This window comes from Acidimicrobiales bacterium, from assembly GCA_035316325.1.
Lineage (GTDB): Bacteria > Actinomycetota > Acidimicrobiia > Acidimicrobiales > VFJN01 > DASXTK01.
The window spans coordinates 13674-28171 of record DATHJB010000140.1; the positions used below are offsets into that span (position 1 = coordinate 13674).

The following is a 14498-nucleotide window of genomic DNA, read 5'->3' on the forward strand; positions in this document are numbered from 1 at the left end:
CGCTTGGTTCTATTTCGAGCGTGCGGACGAGACCATCCCGGTCATCAGGACGCCGATGTAGGCGTCGGCCACCTGGTCGATCGGCCAGCGCCCGCCCTGGTGGTACCAGCCGGACAGGCCGCGGATGACGTCCATGGCGATGCTGAACAGCAGGGCCGCGTCGATGTCGGAGCGGAACGCCCCCTCGTCGATGCCCTGGCGGATGAGGTCCATCCACATCTTCTCGATCTGGGTCCAGCGGGCCTCGAAGTTGCCCAGGTGGCGCATGTCGAGCCACTCGTGGGTGAACAGGCGGGCCGCCGCCGTGTGGCTGTCGACGTTGCGCAGCGCGGCCCGCAGCATCGACTCGAACTTGGACCGGGTGTCGCCGCCGCCGTCGAGGATCTCGTCCCAGCGTGCGGTGAGCTCGTCGAAGTAGGCGGTGAAGATCTCCTCGACCATCTCCTCCTTGGCGGCGAAGTGGTGGTAGAGGCTGCCGGAGAGGATCCCGGAGGCGTCGGCGATGTCGCGGACCGTCGTGCCGGCGAAGCCCTTCCGGGCGAAGAGCTCCGCCGCGGTGCTCAAGATCTCCGCCCGACGGGACGACATCTCGGCGGTTCTTCGTACGGCCACGCGCTCTCCCTCGCTCGCCGAACCTCGGCCGGCAGATCCTACATTCCCTACCAATCGCTAGGTAGTAACGCTTCCCTGACCCAGCGTCACGGCCGGGCCGATCCGCTTGACAGCCGATCGGGGTGTCCCCTTCAATAGGCAACCAAGCGATTGTTAGCTTACTCAAGTGGAAACCGAAGGGGGACTCGTGGCGACGGTGGTGCGGACTTGAGCCCCTACGAGCACTCGCACCTCGGGTTGTGCGTCAGCGACCTCGACGCCTCGCTGCGGTTCTACTGCGAGGGCCTCGGGTTCACTGTCGGCCCCCGGTTCCACCTCACCCGGCCCATCGCCGAGATCGGCCCGCCCGTCGACCTGATCGCCCAGTTCGTGCGGCTCGGCGACGTGAACATCGAGCTGTTGGGGTTCACGACCCCGTCGCCCACCGGCCGCCCGTCGGACCGGCGCAACCAACTCGGGCTGACCCACCTGTCGTTCCGGGTGGACGACGTCGACCGGCGGGCCCGGGAGCTGGAGGCGCTGGGCGGCACCGTCCTCCACGACACCCGGTTCGGCGCCGGCGACCCCGCCGCCGAGCAGATCCTGTACGTCGCCGACCCCGACGGCACCCGCGTCGAGCTGATGCACATCCCGCCCGGCCACGACTACTGGGTGCAGCGGGAGGCCACCGAGGCCGCCGCTGCCCGGGGCGGGCACTGAGCCGTGGACCTCACGCTCACCGACAGCGAAGAGCAGCTCCAGCAGGAGGTGCGGGCGTGGTTGGCCCGCACGCTGCCCGCACTGCCGGCCCGGCCCGCCACCGACGACTGGCCCGGACGGCGCCGCTTCGACACCGACTGGCAGCGGCGCCTCCACGACGCCGGCTACGCCGGGCTCAACTGGCCCGTCGACTGCGGCGGCCGCGGCTTCACCCCCGTGGAGCAGCTGGTGTTCCTGGAGGAGCTGACCCGGGCCCGGGCGCCCGGCGCCGGCGTGAACATCCCCGGCACGCTGCACGCCGGGCCCACGCTGGTGGCCGAGGCCTCGGCGGAGCAGAGGGCCCGCTACCTGCCGCCCATCCTTCGGGGCGACGAGGTGTGGTGCCAGGGCTTCTCCGAGCCCGGCGCCGGCTCCGACCTCGCCTCGCTGCGCACCCGGGCCGAGCGCGACGGCGACGAGTACGTGGTCACCGGGCAGAAGATCTGGACCACCCACGCCCACGTCGCCGACCTGTGCGAGATGCTCGTGCGCACCGACTTCGACGTCGACCGCAAGCACAAGGGCATCACCTGGCTGGTCGTGCCCATGGACGCCCCCGGGCTCACGGTCCGGCCGATCCGCACGCTGGCCGGCACCACCGAGTTCTCCGAGGTCTTCCTCGACGAGGTGCGGGTGCCGGTGGCCAACCGGGTGGGCGACGAGGGCGACGGCTGGCGCGTCGCCATGGTCACCTTCTCGTTCGAGCGGGGCACCGCCTTCGTGAACGAGCTGGTGGAGGGCATCGGCTTCGTGCGGGCGCTCAGCGACCTGGAGCGGCAGCTGACGGGTGGCCACAGCGGCGACGGCGTCCGCAGCGAGCTGGGGTGGTGCGCCGCCCAGCTCGACGCCCTGTGGGCGCTGAACAAGCGCAACGTCACCCGGGCCATGGCCAGCGACGCCGCCGACCCCGGCGGCGGCTCCGTCCTCAAGCTGCACCTGTCGGAGGTGTGGGGACGACTCACCGACGTGGGCATGCGCATCCTCGACCGGCGTGGCCTGGCGCTCGACGACCTCGACGTCGCCGGCACCGGCCACTACGTGGAGGAGCGCCTGCGGGCGCTGTGCCTGGGGCTCGGCGGCGGCACGTCGGAGATCCAGCGCAACATCATCGGCGAGCGGGTCCTCGGCCTCCCCAAGGAGCCGGCGCCCGCCAACGGCCGCGTCCTCTGACCCTCTGCTCCCCCGAGGGTCAGAGGCCGGCGGCGACCGCGACGGCGTGGTCGGCCGTCGAGCCGTAGTGGGTGTCGAGCACCCAGGCCCGCTTCAGGTACAGGTGCACGTCGAGCTCCCACGTGAAGCCCATCGCCCCGTTGACCTGCACCGCGGCCTTGGCGTTCTCCAGGGCGGCCTCGCCGGCCACCAGCTTCGCCGTCGACACGGCGCGGTCGAGGTCGGCCGGGTCGCCGCCCTCGGCCAGGCCGACCGCGGCGGCGTGGGTCGCCGAACGGGCCACCTCCACCCGCACGTGGCCGTCGGCCAACCGGTGCTTCACCGCCTGGAACGAGCCGATGGGCCGCTGGAACTGCTGGCGCTCCCGGGCGTAGTCCACGGCCTGGGCCAGCACGCCGGCGGCCAGGCCGACCTGCAGGGCCGCCGTCAGCACGGCCCCGCCCCGCCGCCACTCGTCGGGGTCGGCGGCGAGCGGCTCCCCGGCGGGCAGGTCGTCCACCCGGTGCAGGGGCGTGAGCGGGTCGAGCGGGCGCTCGACGGCGTGGCCCACGACCTCGGCCCGGTCGAGCCGCCGCAGCCCCGCCGGGTCGACCACCACCAGGGCGTCGAGCACGTCGAGGTGCTCGACCAGCAGCGGCTGCCCGGGTCGGGGCGTCACCGCGCCCACCACGCCGTCCACCAGCCCGGCGGCCAGATGGGTCGCCACCAGCGGACCCGGCACCGCGGCCCGGCCCAGCTCCTCGAACACCACGGCGGCGTCGGTCCAGCCCAGCCCCGCGCCCCCGTCGGCCTCGGGGACCCGCAGCGAGAACACGCCCATGCCGGCCAGCTCGGCCCACAGCGCTGCGTCCACGCCACCGGTCGCCTCGGCGGCCCGTAGCGCCGTCATCGGCGCCCGCTCGCGGCACAGCTGACGCACCGCGTCCTGCAGGGCCAGCTGGTCGTCGGTCAGGTCGAAGAACACCGCGTCCCCCCGTCTCAGCTCGGCTCGGCCATGAGGGCGAGCGCGTTGTCGCGGGCCAGCCGGCGGAGGTCGTCGTCGGGCAGGTCGGCCAGGTCGTCGAAGAACGCCGCCGGGGTGGTGGTGCCCTCGGGGTGCGGCCAGTCGGAGCCGAACACCACGTGGTCCATCCCGATCAGCTCGGCGAGGTCCCGCGGGTCCTCCTCGGCGAACGGCTCGACGTAGACGTGGCGCAGGAACAGGTCGACCGGGTCCTCGTGGGTCTGCCCGAAGTCCTGCCGGTGACGGACCTTCGCCAGGTTCTTGAGCAGGAACTCCACCCAGAAGCCGCCGTTCTCCACGCTGATCACCCGCACACGATCGAAGCGCTCGAACAGGCCGTGGAGCACCAGGGCCGCCAACGTGTCCTGCACCGGCCGGTACATGCCGGTGACCATCTGGAAGCGGCTGATCAGGTGCGTCGGCGGGTCGGGCATCTCGCCCCACTCCACCGACTGGGTGCGGTAGTAGCCGGCGTCGCACGAGTGCAACGCCACCGTGACCCCGGCCTCGTGCACCCGGGCCCAGAACGGGTCGAACTCGGGCGAGGCCGGCGACCGGCCGTGCGGCCCGCCCGGCACCGGCGCCGAGATCAGGTGGACGAGGCGGGCGCCGCGGTCGAGCGCCCACTCCAGCTCCCGGACGGCCCAGTCGAGGTCGTGGAGGGTGAGGCAGGGCACGGCGTGGATGCGACCCTGGTGGTCGAAGCCCCAGTCCTCGTCCATCCACCGGTTCAGCGCGCCGAGCGCCGCGGTGTGCAGGGCCGCGTCGTCGAACAGCAGCTGCTCGATGGCGACCGCCAGCGTCGGGAAGAGCCACACCTTGTCGACCCGCTGCTCGTCCATCGCCCGCAGCCGGGCGTCGCGGCCGAGGTACTCGGCACGGAGTGGCTCGAGGTCGTCGCCCGACTTGCGGTAGTCGAAGCTGCCCTCGTTCTTGAACATCTCCTGCAGGGCGCCGGGCTTGGCGATCGGGTCGAAGGTGGGGTTGGTGATGCCCCGCTGCAGGCGGCCGTTCACCGCCAGGCGCCGCTTGCCGTTGTCGAGCGTCACCCAGCGGAAAGCCGTGGCGAACTCCTGCGGCAGGTGGCGGGTGAAGGCGTCGGGGGCCTCGTAGTAGTGGTTGTCGGCGTCGACCAGGTCGATGCCGAGGCGGTCGACGCGCTCGCGGCCGGGCGACCGCTCCCCCACGTCGGTGTCCGTCATGGCCACGTCCTCCTCGTTCGTCACGTCCGGCGGGCGGCCACGTCGGGCTGCCACACCGTCTGGCCGTTGGCGATCTCCTCGGGCGGCAGCGGCCAGTGCTGCAGCGACAGGCCGCCGTCGACGGTCAGGCACTGGCCGGTGGTGAAGCCGCCGCCCTGGCTGAGCAGCAGCACGATCGGTCCGACGATCTCCTCCAGCCTGCCGTAGCGGCCCAGCGGCACCTCCCGGAACATCCGGGTGCGGGTGCGCTCGTCGGCCCACATCGCCTCCGACTTCTCCACCGGGAACGGCCCGGGACCGACCGTGTTGACCGTGATCCCGTGCGGGCCCCACTCCCGCCCCAGGGTCTTGACCAGGGCGTTCGTGCCCGCCTTGCCGGCCGACGAGTGCGCCAGGCCGGGCGCGCCCATCGACGCGTTGCTGCTGGTCACCAGCACCGCGGCACCGCCCGTGCCGGCGTCGAGCAGCGGCAGCGCCCAGCGGCGGGTGACGGTGAAGGCCGCCAGCAGCGTGGCCTCGACCACGGCGGCGAACTCGGCCGGCTCGATGTCGCGGGCCGGCAGCATCGACACCTGGGCGGCGGCGTGCACCAGGCCCGTCGCCGGTCCGGGCCCGGCGTCGATGGCGGCGAACGCGGCGTCGACCCGCTCGGGGTCGCGCACGTCGCACTCGTGGGGGACGACCCGCCCGGGCGCACCGGCCTCGGCGGCGAGGCGGGCGGTCCCGTCGAGCCACTCGGCGCGGCGACCGAGCACGTGCACCTCGACGCCGGCATCGGCGAGCGCCAGCGTCGTGGCCCGGCCGATGCCCGAGCCACCGCCGGTGACCACCACCCGGTCGTGCGGCACGTCCACCGCCCAGCGCCCGGTCATGCGTACAGGGCCTTGATGGCAGGTGCGACCTTCGCCAGGTGGGCGGTGTCGTTGTACTCGCGCACGTGGAGGAGGCGGCCGTCCCTCGTCTCGACCACGAAGGCGTAGACGTTGTCGTAGCGCTGTCCGTCGGGAAGCTCCGCGTGGCTGCGCAGCTCCAGCACCACGGTGTCGCCCGCCACCAGCGTCGACCGCCGCTCGAAGGCCAGCGGCAGCCGGCTCATCACCTGCGGGAACAGCTCCTTGTGCCGGCGCATCGGGATCTCCTGCCGGCCGCCACAGGTCCACCAGGTCCCGTCGTCGTCGAGCAGGGCCGCCGCGCCCTCGACGTCGCCGTCACCCAGGAGCGCGAAGTACGACCAGGCCAGCTCGCCGGGGTCGAGGGGCGCCGCCACCGTCAGACCCGCTCGATCAGGGTGCCGGTGCCGAGGCCGGCGCCGCAGCACATCGTGACCAGCGCCCGTCGCCCCCCGGTGCGCCGCAGCTCGTGGATCGCCTTGGTGAGCAGCACGGCTCCGGTGGCGCCCAGCGGGTGGCCGAGGGCGATGGCGCCGCCGTTCGGGTTGACGCCCCGCAGGTCGGAGCCGACCTCCCGGGCCCAGGCGACCACCACCGAGGCGAAGGCCTCGTTGATCTCCACCACGTCGAGGTCGTCGAGCGTGAGGCCGTTGCGGTCGAGCAGCAGCCGGGTGGCGTCGATCGGGCCGGTCAGCATCAGCACGGGATCGACGCCCACCAGGCAGGTGTCGACGATCCGGGCCAGCGGCTCGACGCCCAGCGCCTCGGCTCGGCTGGCGGTCATGAGCAGCACCGCGGCGGCACCGTCGGAGATCTGCGACGAGCTGCCCGCCGTGTGCACACCACCCTCGAGCACGGGCTTCAACCCGGCCAGGCCGTCGCGCGACGACGGGCGCGGGCCCTCGTCGACCTCCAGCTCGGTCCCGGCGACCGGCACGATCTGGCCGGCGAAGCGATCGTCGGCCCACGCCTCGGCCGCCAGCTCCTGCGACCGGAGGGCGAAGGCGTCGGCGTCGGCGCGGGTGACCGCCCACTTCTGGGCGATGCGCTCGGCGCCCTCGAACTGGTTCGTGTACTCGTAGACCTGGTGGTAGCTGTCGGGGATGGGCGCCCCGGCACCGAGGTCGGGGTTGGCGTTCGACCCGATCGGCACCTGGCTCATCGACTCCACGCCGCACGCCAGCGCCACGTCCACGATCCCGCCCGCCAGCAGCCCCACCGCCAGGTTCGCGGCCTGCTGCGACGAACCGCACTGGGCGTCGACCGTGGTCGCCGCCACCGACAGCGGCAGGCCGGCGGTCAGCCAGGCGTTGCGGGCGATGTTGTAGCACTGGGCCCCGACCTGCGTGACGCAGCCGCCGACCACCTGGCCCACGGCCTCCGGGTCGACGCCCGCCCGGTCGAGCACCTCGCGCTGGACGCCCGCCAGCAGGTCGACCGGGTGCACGCCGCCCAACCCACCGTTGCGACGCCCGAGCGGCGTGCGCACCGCCTCGACGATCACGATCTCCTCGGCCCTCATGCGGTTCCCCCTCGTCTGGTCATGCGGTCACTCGGTCAGGTGGGCGCGGTACTGCTCCACAGCCGCGGCCCGACGGGTCGGGACGTGCTCGGTCGGCACGTCCCGCGGCTGGTAGCCCCGCAGGATCCGGCGGGCGACGCCGACGCGGTGCACCTCGTCGGGCCCGTCGTAGATCCGGGCGGCGCGAGCCAGCCGGTACATCTCCTCCAGCGGCATGTCGGACGAGTAGCCCAAGGAGCCGTGCAGCTGGATCGCCCGGTCGATCACCGCGTGGAGCACCTCGGCGCCCACGAACTTGATCATCGAGATGTCGTTGATGGCTGCCCGGACGCCCTGGGTGTCGATCGTCCAGGCGGCCTTGAGCGTGAGCAGGCGGGCGGCCTCGATCTGGGCGTACGAGTCGGCCACCCAGGCCTGCACCAGCTGCTTGTCGCCGAGCGTCGAGCCGTGCACCGACCGCGACACCGCCCGCTCGCACAGCATGTCGAAGGCCCGCCGGCACTGGCCGATCCAGCGCATGCAGTGGTGGATGCGGCCCGGGCCGAGGCGCCGCTGGGCCAGGGCGAACCCTGCACCCTCGTCGCCCAGCAGGTGGTCGGCCGGCACCCGCACGCCGTCGTAGGTGACCTCGCCCTCCGCCGCGTAGGCCGGCGCCCGCTCGTAGGGGTGCTGCATGGTGGGCACGTCGCGGATGTGGAGGCCGGGCGCGCCGGCTGGCACCACCAGCATCGAGAACCGCTTGTGCACCTCGGGGCCGTCGTTGGTGCGGCACATCACGATGAGGAAGTCGGCGATCGAGGCGTTCGACGAGAACCACTTCTGCCCGTCGATCACCCACTCGTCGCCGTCGCGCCGGGCCCGGGTCTCGATCAGCGTCGGGTCGGAGCCGCGGCCCTGCTCGGTCATCGAGAAGCAGCTGCGCAGCTCGCCGGCCAGCAGCGGCCGCATCCAACGCTCCTGCTGCTCGTCGGTCCCGGCGATGGCGATCAGCTCGGCGTTGCCGGAATCGGGCGGCTGGCTGCCGAACAGGATCGGCCCGATGGTGGCCGAGCTACCCACGATCTCGTTGAGCAGCGCCAGGAACACCTGGCCGTGGCCCGATCCGCCCAGGTCCGGCGGCAGGTGGGCGGCGAACAGCCCGGCCGCCTTCACCTCCTCCTGCAGCTCGGCGGTCACGGCCCGGAAGGCCGCGTCGTCGAGGTCGAGGGTCTCCAGCGGGTAGACCCGCTCCCGCAGGAAGTCGCGGGCCCAGTCGAGCCGCTTCTCGTCCTCGGGCTCGGTGGCGAACGACCAGGCCATCAGGCCTCCCCTCGGGTGATCGCGGCCGCGTAGGCGGCGTGGTTGGGCACCCGCTCGCGCAGGCTCGCCATGGACGGGTCGTCGGTGCCGCCGGCCAGGTGGCGGGCGTAGGCACCTTCGAGGATGCACGCCACCCGGAACTGGCCGACCGCCCGGTACCAGTCGAGGGCGGCGAGGTCGGCGCCGGTGCGCGCGGCGTAGCGGGCTGCCAGGTCGGCGCGAGGCGGGTAGCCGGCGCTGTCGTAGGGCAGGGCCGACGCCGTCCAGCGCGCCGGCTCGTCGCCCTCGAGCCACAGCGACAGCAGGTAGCCCAGGTCGACGAGCGGGTCGCCGATGGTGGCGGTCTCCCAGTCGACGACCGCCACCAGCTCGACCGGCAGCGCCGGCGCGAACAGCACGTTGTGGAGCCCGTAGTCGCCGTGCACGAGCGCGGCGCGCTGCATCGTCGGGACGTGGGCCTCCAGCCAGGCGCCGGCGGCGTCGAGGTCGGGCAGGTCGCGGACGCGGTAGGTGTCGAGCTGGCGGGTCCAGCGGCTCACCTGGCGGGCGGTGAACGTGTCGGGCCGCCCGAAGTCGCCCAGGCCGGCGGCCTCCCAGTCGACCAGGTGCAGCTCCGCCAGGGCGTCGACCAGCTCCTCGCCGACCCGGGTGCGGGCACCCGGCCGGTCGAGCGCCGCGGGCACGCCGTCGTAGAGGCCGACGCCGGTGACCTGCTCCATCACGTAGAACGGCGCCCCGAGGACCGCCGGGTCCTCGCACAGGAGCAGGCCCTGGGCGTGCGGCACCGCGGTGCCCTCCAGGGCCTGGAGCACCCGGAACTCCCGGGCCATGTCGTGGGCGCCCTTGGCGTTGACGGTGCGGGGCGGGCGGCGCAGCATCCAGTGGTGGCCGCCGCGGGCCAGCAGGAACATCTCGTTCGACAGGCCCTTGGTGGCCCGGCGGACCGTGAACGGCCCCTCGCCCGGCAGCCGGTCGCCGACCCAGGCCCGCAGCGCCGCCTCGGGCGCCAGCTCGGCGGAGATCCGCTCGTCGGCGGTCAGGCTGCTCACGGCACCAGGTCCCGAGCGACTCTCGACCGGCAGGCACCGGCCGTGGCCGCGACGAGCAGCCGGTCCCCGTCGCCGCGGTCGGTCATCGTGATGCGCAGCGACACCCGGTCGGGCCCGGGGGCCACGACGTCGGTCCGGATCGCCACCGGCCCCACCCGCCCGGGCGCCAGGAAGTGCACCACCAGGTCGGTGACGGTGGCGTCGCCGTCGAGGAGGCGCCCGGCGGTGCGCGCCGCGGCCACGTCGGCCGCCATCCCGATCGCGCCGCCCGCCAGCACCCCGAAGTTGTTGCAGGTCACCTCGTCGACGGCCAGCTCCATCCCGCCGCCGTCCGCCGCCTCGTCGAGGGGCAGCAGCTCGTCGACCGAGGTGCACAGGTCGTCGGGGGGCCAGGGCTCGGTCGCCGGCTCGGTCATCGCCTCGGGCACCCGGACGGCGCCCTCGCCGGCGGTGCTGTAGGTCACCGTCGCCGTGGCGACGCGGTGCTCACCATCGGCCACCTCGACCTGGAACACCGCCCCCCGGCGCCGGCGCTTCAGCAGCCGGCTGGTCGCCGCCAGCACCGTCCCCGGCGCCACCGGCACCCCGGCGCTGTGCACCGCCAGGTCGGCGGTCAGCGCCGCCTCGCAGTCGAGCACCTCCAGGGCGTGCACACCGGTGACGCTGTCGGCCAGCGCCGCCAGCACGCCCACCCGGGGGACACCCGCCGCATCCGACAGCGCCGGCAGCACGATCATGCGGGCCTCGGGCGGGTCGATCCCGGCCACCACGCCCATCCGGCGCACGGCCTCGACCGACATCCTCACCAGCACCGCCGCGGCCCCACCGTCACGTGTTGCCCCCGTCGACCCGGACGATGGCCCCGGTCGTGAAGCTCGACGCCTGGTCGCACGCCAGGTACAGCGCGGTGCCGACGACCTCGTGGGGCTGCGCGGCCCGCCGCAGGGCGTAGGACGACACCCAGCGCTCCACGTCGTCGTCGTCCCAGGCGTTGCTGATGTCGGTCAGGAACGTGCCGGGCTGGATGGCGTTCACCCGCACCTTGGGCCCGAGGGCGTGGGCGAAGGCGATGGTCATGGCGTTGAGCCCCGCCTTGGCGCCGGCGTAGGTGATCATCGTCTCGTCGGGGTGGACCGCCGAGTGGCTGGTCACGTTGATGATCGACCCGCCGTCGCCGGCCGCCATGCGGGCCCCGACCAGCGCCGTCAGCCGGAACGGGCCCTTCAGGTTGACCGCCAGGACCTTGTCGTACAGCTCCTCGCTGATCTCCGCCGCGTCGGAGTAGACGGGCGACATCCCCGCGTTGTTCACGAGGACGTCGACCCGCCCGAAGTGGTCGTACGCCGCGGCCACGAGCTCGTCGACCTGGTCCCAGTACCCGAGGTGGCAGGCCAGGGGGAGGGCCCGCTGCCCGGTGGACTCCTCGACCTCGCGGGCCACCTTCTCGCAGCTCTCGAGCTTGCGGCTGACGATCACGACGTCGGCGCCCGCCTCGGCGAACCCGAGCACGATCGACCGACCCATGCCCCGGCTGCCCCCTGTGACCAGGGCGACCTTGCCGTCGAGGCGGAAGGCGTCAGCCGTCACTGTCGTCCAGGCCGAGCACGTGGGCCGCGTTGTGGCGCAGGAACCGGGGCCACACCTCGTCCTTCAGGGGGACGTTCGGCAGCTCCCGGAAGATGCGCTCCAGCTCCAGGCCGTAGGGGTAGTAGCCCGCGTACAGCACCTTGTGGGCGCCGCGGCTGTTGGCGTAGTCGATGATCGGCTTGGGGTAGTACTTCGGCGCCCAGCCGCTGGTGGAGTAGTAGAGGTTCGGCCACTTCAGCAGCAGCTTCACGGTGAGCTCGGTCCACGGGTCGCAGCCGTGCCGGAACACGAACTTGAGCTCCGGGAAGAACCAGCACACCTCGTCGACCAGGCCGGGGTGCTGGCTCTCGTAGGGCACCTGCGGGCCGGGCACGCCGCCGTTGACGAAGATCGGCACGTCCAGCTCGACGCACTTGGCGTAGACGGGGTAGGCGCGCTTGTCGTTGATCGGCACGAACGGGTGGACGTCGGCCGGCATGTACTGGGCGGCCTTGGCCCCGATCTCCTCCACCGCCCGCTGCAGGTCGCGGACGGCCTTCATGCCGTCGTTGGGGTCGATCGCCACCGAGCCGAGCAGGCGGTCGGGGTGCTCCTTGACGGCCCGCACGCACATCTCGTCCTCGAGGAACAGCGGGATGAGACCCTTCTCGATGCCGTACTCGTCCATCGTCCGGAGCAGGTCGTCGATGCTGTGCTCGGTCCGCGGGACCTCCGGGAACTCCTTGAACATGTAGGAGATCAGGTCGTGCGGGTTCTGGCCTTCGGGGAACACATGGGGTAGTCCGATCAACGTGTCGATCACCCCGACATCGGCGGGCATGCTCATGTGAAGCCACTCCTTACCAAGCGCTTGTCCGGGTACACCCTCGCCCGTGGGGGACGGCGCTGTCAATCGCCCAGGCCACCTCCCCCGTTCCCTACCAAGCGCTTGGGTTCGCTGGTGGCAGGCCTGCTAGCTTCCGGCGGCATGGACATCGGGGTGACGTTCTTCGCCACTGACCTGACGGCCACGCCCGCGGACGTGGCGATCGAGGCGGAGCAACGGGGGTTCGCGTCGCTGTACGTCCCCGAGCACACCCACATGCCGGTCGACCAGAAGACCGAGCTGCCCACCGGGGCCGACGAGCTCGACGACGGCTACCGCCGGACGCTCGACCCGTGGATCGCCCTCGCCATGGCCGCCCAGGCCACCACCACCATCCGGCTCGGCACCGGCGTCGCGCTGGTCGCCCAGCACGACCCCATCGCCCTCGCCAAGCAGATCGCCACGCTCGACCACCTCAGTGGCGGGCGCATCGTGCTGGGCGTGGGCTACGGCTGGAACCGGGCCGAGATCGGCCACCACGGCGTCGACTTCGCCCGCCGGCGCGACGTCGTCCGCGACCACGTGCTCGCCATGCAGGCCCTGTGGCGCGACGACGTGGCTCGCTACGACGGCGACGCCGTGCGCTTCGACGACTCCTGGGCCTGGCCCAAGCCCGTCCAGCGACCCCGGGTGCGGACGCTGCTCGGCGGCGCGCCCTCACCCCGGCTGTTCGCCGAGATCGCCGAGTGGGGCGACGGCTGGATCCCGTTCGGCGGAGCCGGCGCCGCCGCGGCACAGGCCGACCTCCAGCAGGCGTTCACCAAGGCCGGGCGCGACCCGGCCGACGCCTGGATCGTCCCCTTCGGCACCCTGCCGTCGGAGGGCAAGCTCGACCACTACCGCGAGCTGGGCGTCCAGGAGGTGGTGCTGCGCATCCCCGCCGCCGACCTCGACACGATCCGCCGCACCCTCGACGACTTCACCAGCTACCTCTGAGGTGACGATGCGCTACCGATCACTCGGGTCCACCGGCGTGAAGGTGAGCCCCCTGTGCCTGGGGGCGATGATGTTCGGGCCGATCGGCAACCGCGACGAGGACGACTGCGTCCGCATCATCCACCGGGCCCTGGACGCCGGCCTCAACTTCCTCGACACCGCCGACGTCTACTCGGCCGGGGTGTCGGAGCAGATCGTCGGGCGGGCGCTGGAGGGCCGACGCGACGACGTGGTGCTCGCCACCAAGTTCCACGGCGCCATGGGCGAGGACCCCAACCGGAGCGGCAACTCGCGCCGCTGGATCGTGCGGGCCGTCGAGGACAGCCTGCGCCGCCTGGGCACCGACTACATCGACCTCTACCAGGTGCACCGGCCCGAGCCCGACACCGACGTCGACGACACGCTGTCCGCGCTGTCCGACCTCGTCCACGCCGGCAAGGTCCGCTACCTGGGGTCGTCGACCTTCCCGGCCGAGGCGATCGTGGAGGCGCAGTGGGCCGCCGAGCGCCGGGGCCACGAGCGGTTCCGGGTGGAGCAGCCGCCGTACTCGATCTTCGTGCGCACGATCGAGGCGTCGGTCCTGCCCACCTGCGAGCGCTACGGGATGGCGGTGATCCCGTGGAGCCCGCTCAACGGCGGGTTCCTCACCGGCCGCTACCGGCCCGGCGCGGCCGCGGCCACGTCCGGTCGAGCGGCACGGATGCCCCAGCGCTTCGACCCGACCCGCCCCGACGTGCAGCGCAAGCTCGACCTGGTGCTCCAGCTGGAGGCGCTGGCCGCGGAGGCCGGCATGCCGCTCGCCCACCTGGCGCTGGGCTTCACGCTGGCGCACTCGGCGGTCACGGCCCCGATCATCGGCCCCCGCACGATGGAGCAGCTGGAGGGCCTGCTGGGCGCGGCCGAGGTCCGCCTCGACGACGACGTTCTCGACCGCATCGACGAGCTGGTCCCGCCCGGCACGTCGATCGACGCCACCGACGTCGGCTGGGTCCCTCCCGCCGTCGCCTCGTCGTGGCGCCGCCGCCGCCCGATTGGCGCGCGTTAGGACGCGGGGCCGTCGCCGTTGCGGTAGCGGTCGCGCAGGAGGCGCTTGTAGATCTTGCCGTTGTCCTGGCGGGGCAGCTCGGCGGTGAACTCGACCGCCTGCGGGCACTTGAACCGGGCCAGGCGCGCCCGGCAGTGCTCGACCAGCTCGGCCGCCAGCTCGTCGGTGCCGTCGAGGCCGGGCTGCAGCTCGACGACGGCGACCACCCGCTCGCCCCACTCCTCGTCGGGCACCCCGATGGTGGCGGCGTCGCCCACCGCCGGGTGCTCCAGCAGCACGGCGTCGACCTCGGCCGGGTAGATGTTGACGCCGCCGGAGATGATCAGGTTGGCCGACCGGTCGGTGAGGAACAGGTAGCCGTCCGCGTCCATGTGGCCGACGTCGCCCAGCGTGAAGTGGTCGCCCCGGTAGGTCGACGACGTCTTCGCCGAGTCCTTGAAGTACTCGAAGCGGCCCGCCGGAGGCGCCTTGAGGTAGACGAGGCCGGTCTCCCCGACCGGGAGCGGCTCGCCCACGGCGTCGCCGATCATCACCTGGCCGACCGCCGGCCGGCCGACGGTGCCGGGCCGGGTGAGCCACG

Annotated in this window: 16 protein-coding genes; 4 read left to right on the top strand and 12 right to left on the bottom strand. The window is 73.0% G+C overall.

What is annotated here, in order from left to right:
* Positions 1-9: 9 nt before the first annotated feature.
* Positions 10-612 carry a TetR/AcrR family transcriptional regulator gene (locus VK611_18720; GenBank protein HMG43370.1) on the bottom strand — a complete coding sequence of 201 codons (603 nt, stop codon included), beginning with the start codon at positions 610-612 and terminating at the stop codon, positions 10-12.
* A 207-nt stretch (positions 613-819) separates the two neighbouring features.
* On the opposite strand from VK611_18720, the gene VK611_18725 reads away from it, so the two are divergent.
* Entirely contained in the window at positions 820-1311 is a 492-nt protein-coding gene (locus VK611_18725) for a VOC family protein (GenBank protein ID HMG43371.1), read from the top strand.
* A gap of 3 nt (positions 1312-1314) precedes the next feature.
* Entirely contained in the window at positions 1315-2520 is a 1206-nt protein-coding gene (locus VK611_18730; protein HMG43372.1) for an acyl-CoA dehydrogenase family protein, read from the top strand.
* 19 nt (positions 2521-2539) lie between these two features.
* On the opposite strand, the gene VK611_18735 is transcribed toward VK611_18730, so the two are convergent.
* From VK611_18735 to VK611_18780, 10 genes are read right to left on the bottom strand one after another with little or no spacing between them, the layout of a single operon-like run.
* On the bottom strand, positions 2540-3484 hold the full coding sequence (locus VK611_18735) for an acyl-CoA dehydrogenase family protein (GenBank protein HMG43373.1): 945 nt from the start codon (positions 3482-3484) through the stop codon (positions 2540-2542).
* 14 nt (positions 3485-3498) lie between these two features.
* A complete protein-coding gene (locus tag VK611_18740; GenBank protein ID HMG43374.1) occupies positions 3499-4725 on the bottom strand; it encodes an amidohydrolase family protein in 1227 nt (408 codons plus the stop codon).
* A gap of 20 nt (positions 4726-4745) precedes the next feature.
* Positions 4746-5597, bottom strand: coding sequence for an SDR family oxidoreductase (locus VK611_18745; protein HMG43375.1), 852 nt, complete (start codon positions 5595-5597; stop codon positions 4746-4748).
* Positions 5594-5992 (bottom strand): nuclear transport factor 2 family protein, encoded by a 399-nt coding sequence (locus VK611_18750; protein HMG43376.1) that lies wholly within the window; start codon positions 5990-5992, stop codon positions 5594-5596. Before VK611_18750 ends, VK611_18745 begins: the two co-directional genes overlap by 4 nt.
* 2 nt (positions 5993-5994) lie before the next feature.
* Entirely contained in the window at positions 5995-7137 is a 1143-nt protein-coding gene (locus VK611_18755; protein HMG43377.1) for an acetyl-CoA C-acyltransferase, read from the bottom strand.
* Between the two features lie 27 nt (positions 7138-7164).
* Positions 7165-8436: an acyl-CoA dehydrogenase family protein gene (locus tag VK611_18760; protein ID HMG43378.1), complete on the bottom strand. Its 1272-nt coding sequence runs from the start codon at positions 8434-8436 to the stop codon at positions 7165-7167.
* A complete protein-coding gene (locus VK611_18765; GenBank protein HMG43379.1) occupies positions 8436-9485 on the bottom strand; it encodes a phosphotransferase family protein in 1050 nt (349 codons plus the stop codon). The genes VK611_18760 and VK611_18765 overlap by 1 nt, the downstream gene beginning before the upstream one ends.
* Positions 9482-10285 carry a hotdog domain-containing protein gene (locus tag VK611_18770; GenBank protein ID HMG43380.1) on the bottom strand — a complete coding sequence of 268 codons (804 nt, stop codon included), beginning with the start codon at positions 10283-10285 and terminating at the stop codon, positions 9482-9484. The genes VK611_18765 and VK611_18770 overlap by 4 nt, the downstream gene beginning before the upstream one ends.
* 28 nt (positions 10286-10313) lie before the next feature.
* Positions 10314-11072, bottom strand: a complete 759-nt coding sequence (locus VK611_18775; protein HMG43381.1) for a glucose 1-dehydrogenase — start codon at positions 11070-11072, stop codon at positions 10314-10316.
* Complete coding sequence (locus VK611_18780) at positions 11062-11898, bottom strand: amidohydrolase family protein (protein HMG43382.1); 837 nt, start codon at positions 11896-11898, stop codon at positions 11062-11064. Before VK611_18780 ends, VK611_18775 begins: the two co-directional genes overlap by 11 nt.
* A gap of 141 nt (positions 11899-12039) precedes the next feature.
* Between VK611_18780 and VK611_18785 the strand changes: the two genes are divergently transcribed.
* Together VK611_18785 and VK611_18790 are read left to right on the top strand one after the other, a co-directional pair.
* Complete coding sequence (locus VK611_18785) at positions 12040-12873, top strand: TIGR03619 family F420-dependent LLM class oxidoreductase (protein HMG43383.1); 834 nt, start codon at positions 12040-12042, stop codon at positions 12871-12873.
* A 37-nt stretch (positions 12874-12910) separates the two neighbouring features.
* The gene (locus VK611_18790) at positions 12911-13918 is read left to right on the top strand and encodes an aldo/keto reductase (protein HMG43384.1); all 1008 of its coding nucleotides are present in this window, start codon (positions 12911-12913) and stop codon (positions 13916-13918) included.
* Here the strand turns inward: VK611_18790 and VK611_18795 are convergent.
* Positions 13915-14498 (bottom strand): acyl-CoA synthetase (locus VK611_18795; protein HMG43385.1); only part of this gene is annotated, 584 nt, incomplete at its 5' end. The genes VK611_18790 and VK611_18795 overlap by 4 nt on opposite strands.

Bases quoted from the DNA above. Each gene is read 5' to 3' on its own strand.
- VK611_18745 (HMG43375.1), bottom strand. From the start codon at position 5,597: ATGACCGGGCGCTGGGCGGTGGACGTGCCGCACGACCGGGTGGTGGTC.
- VK611_18770 (HMG43380.1), bottom strand. From the start codon at position 10,285: ATGTCGGTCGAGGCCGTGCGCCGGATGGGCGTGGTGGCCGGGATCGAC.
- VK611_18780 (HMG43382.1), bottom strand. From the start codon at position 11,898: ATGAGCATGCCCGCCGATGTCGGGGTGATCGACACGTTGATCGGACTA.
- VK611_18740 (HMG43374.1), bottom strand. From the start codon at position 4,725: ATGACGGACACCGACGTGGGGGAGCGGTCGCCCGGCCGCGAGCGCGTC.
- VK611_18785 (HMG43383.1), top strand. From the start codon at position 12,040: ATGGACATCGGGGTGACGTTCTTCGCCACTGACCTGACGGCCACGCCC.
- VK611_18760 (HMG43378.1), bottom strand. From the start codon at position 8,436: ATGGCCTGGTCGTTCGCCACCGAGCCCGAGGACGAGAAGCGGCTCGAC.
- VK611_18755 (HMG43377.1), bottom strand. From the start codon at position 7,137: ATGAGGGCCGAGGAGATCGTGATCGTCGAGGCGGTGCGCACGCCGCTC.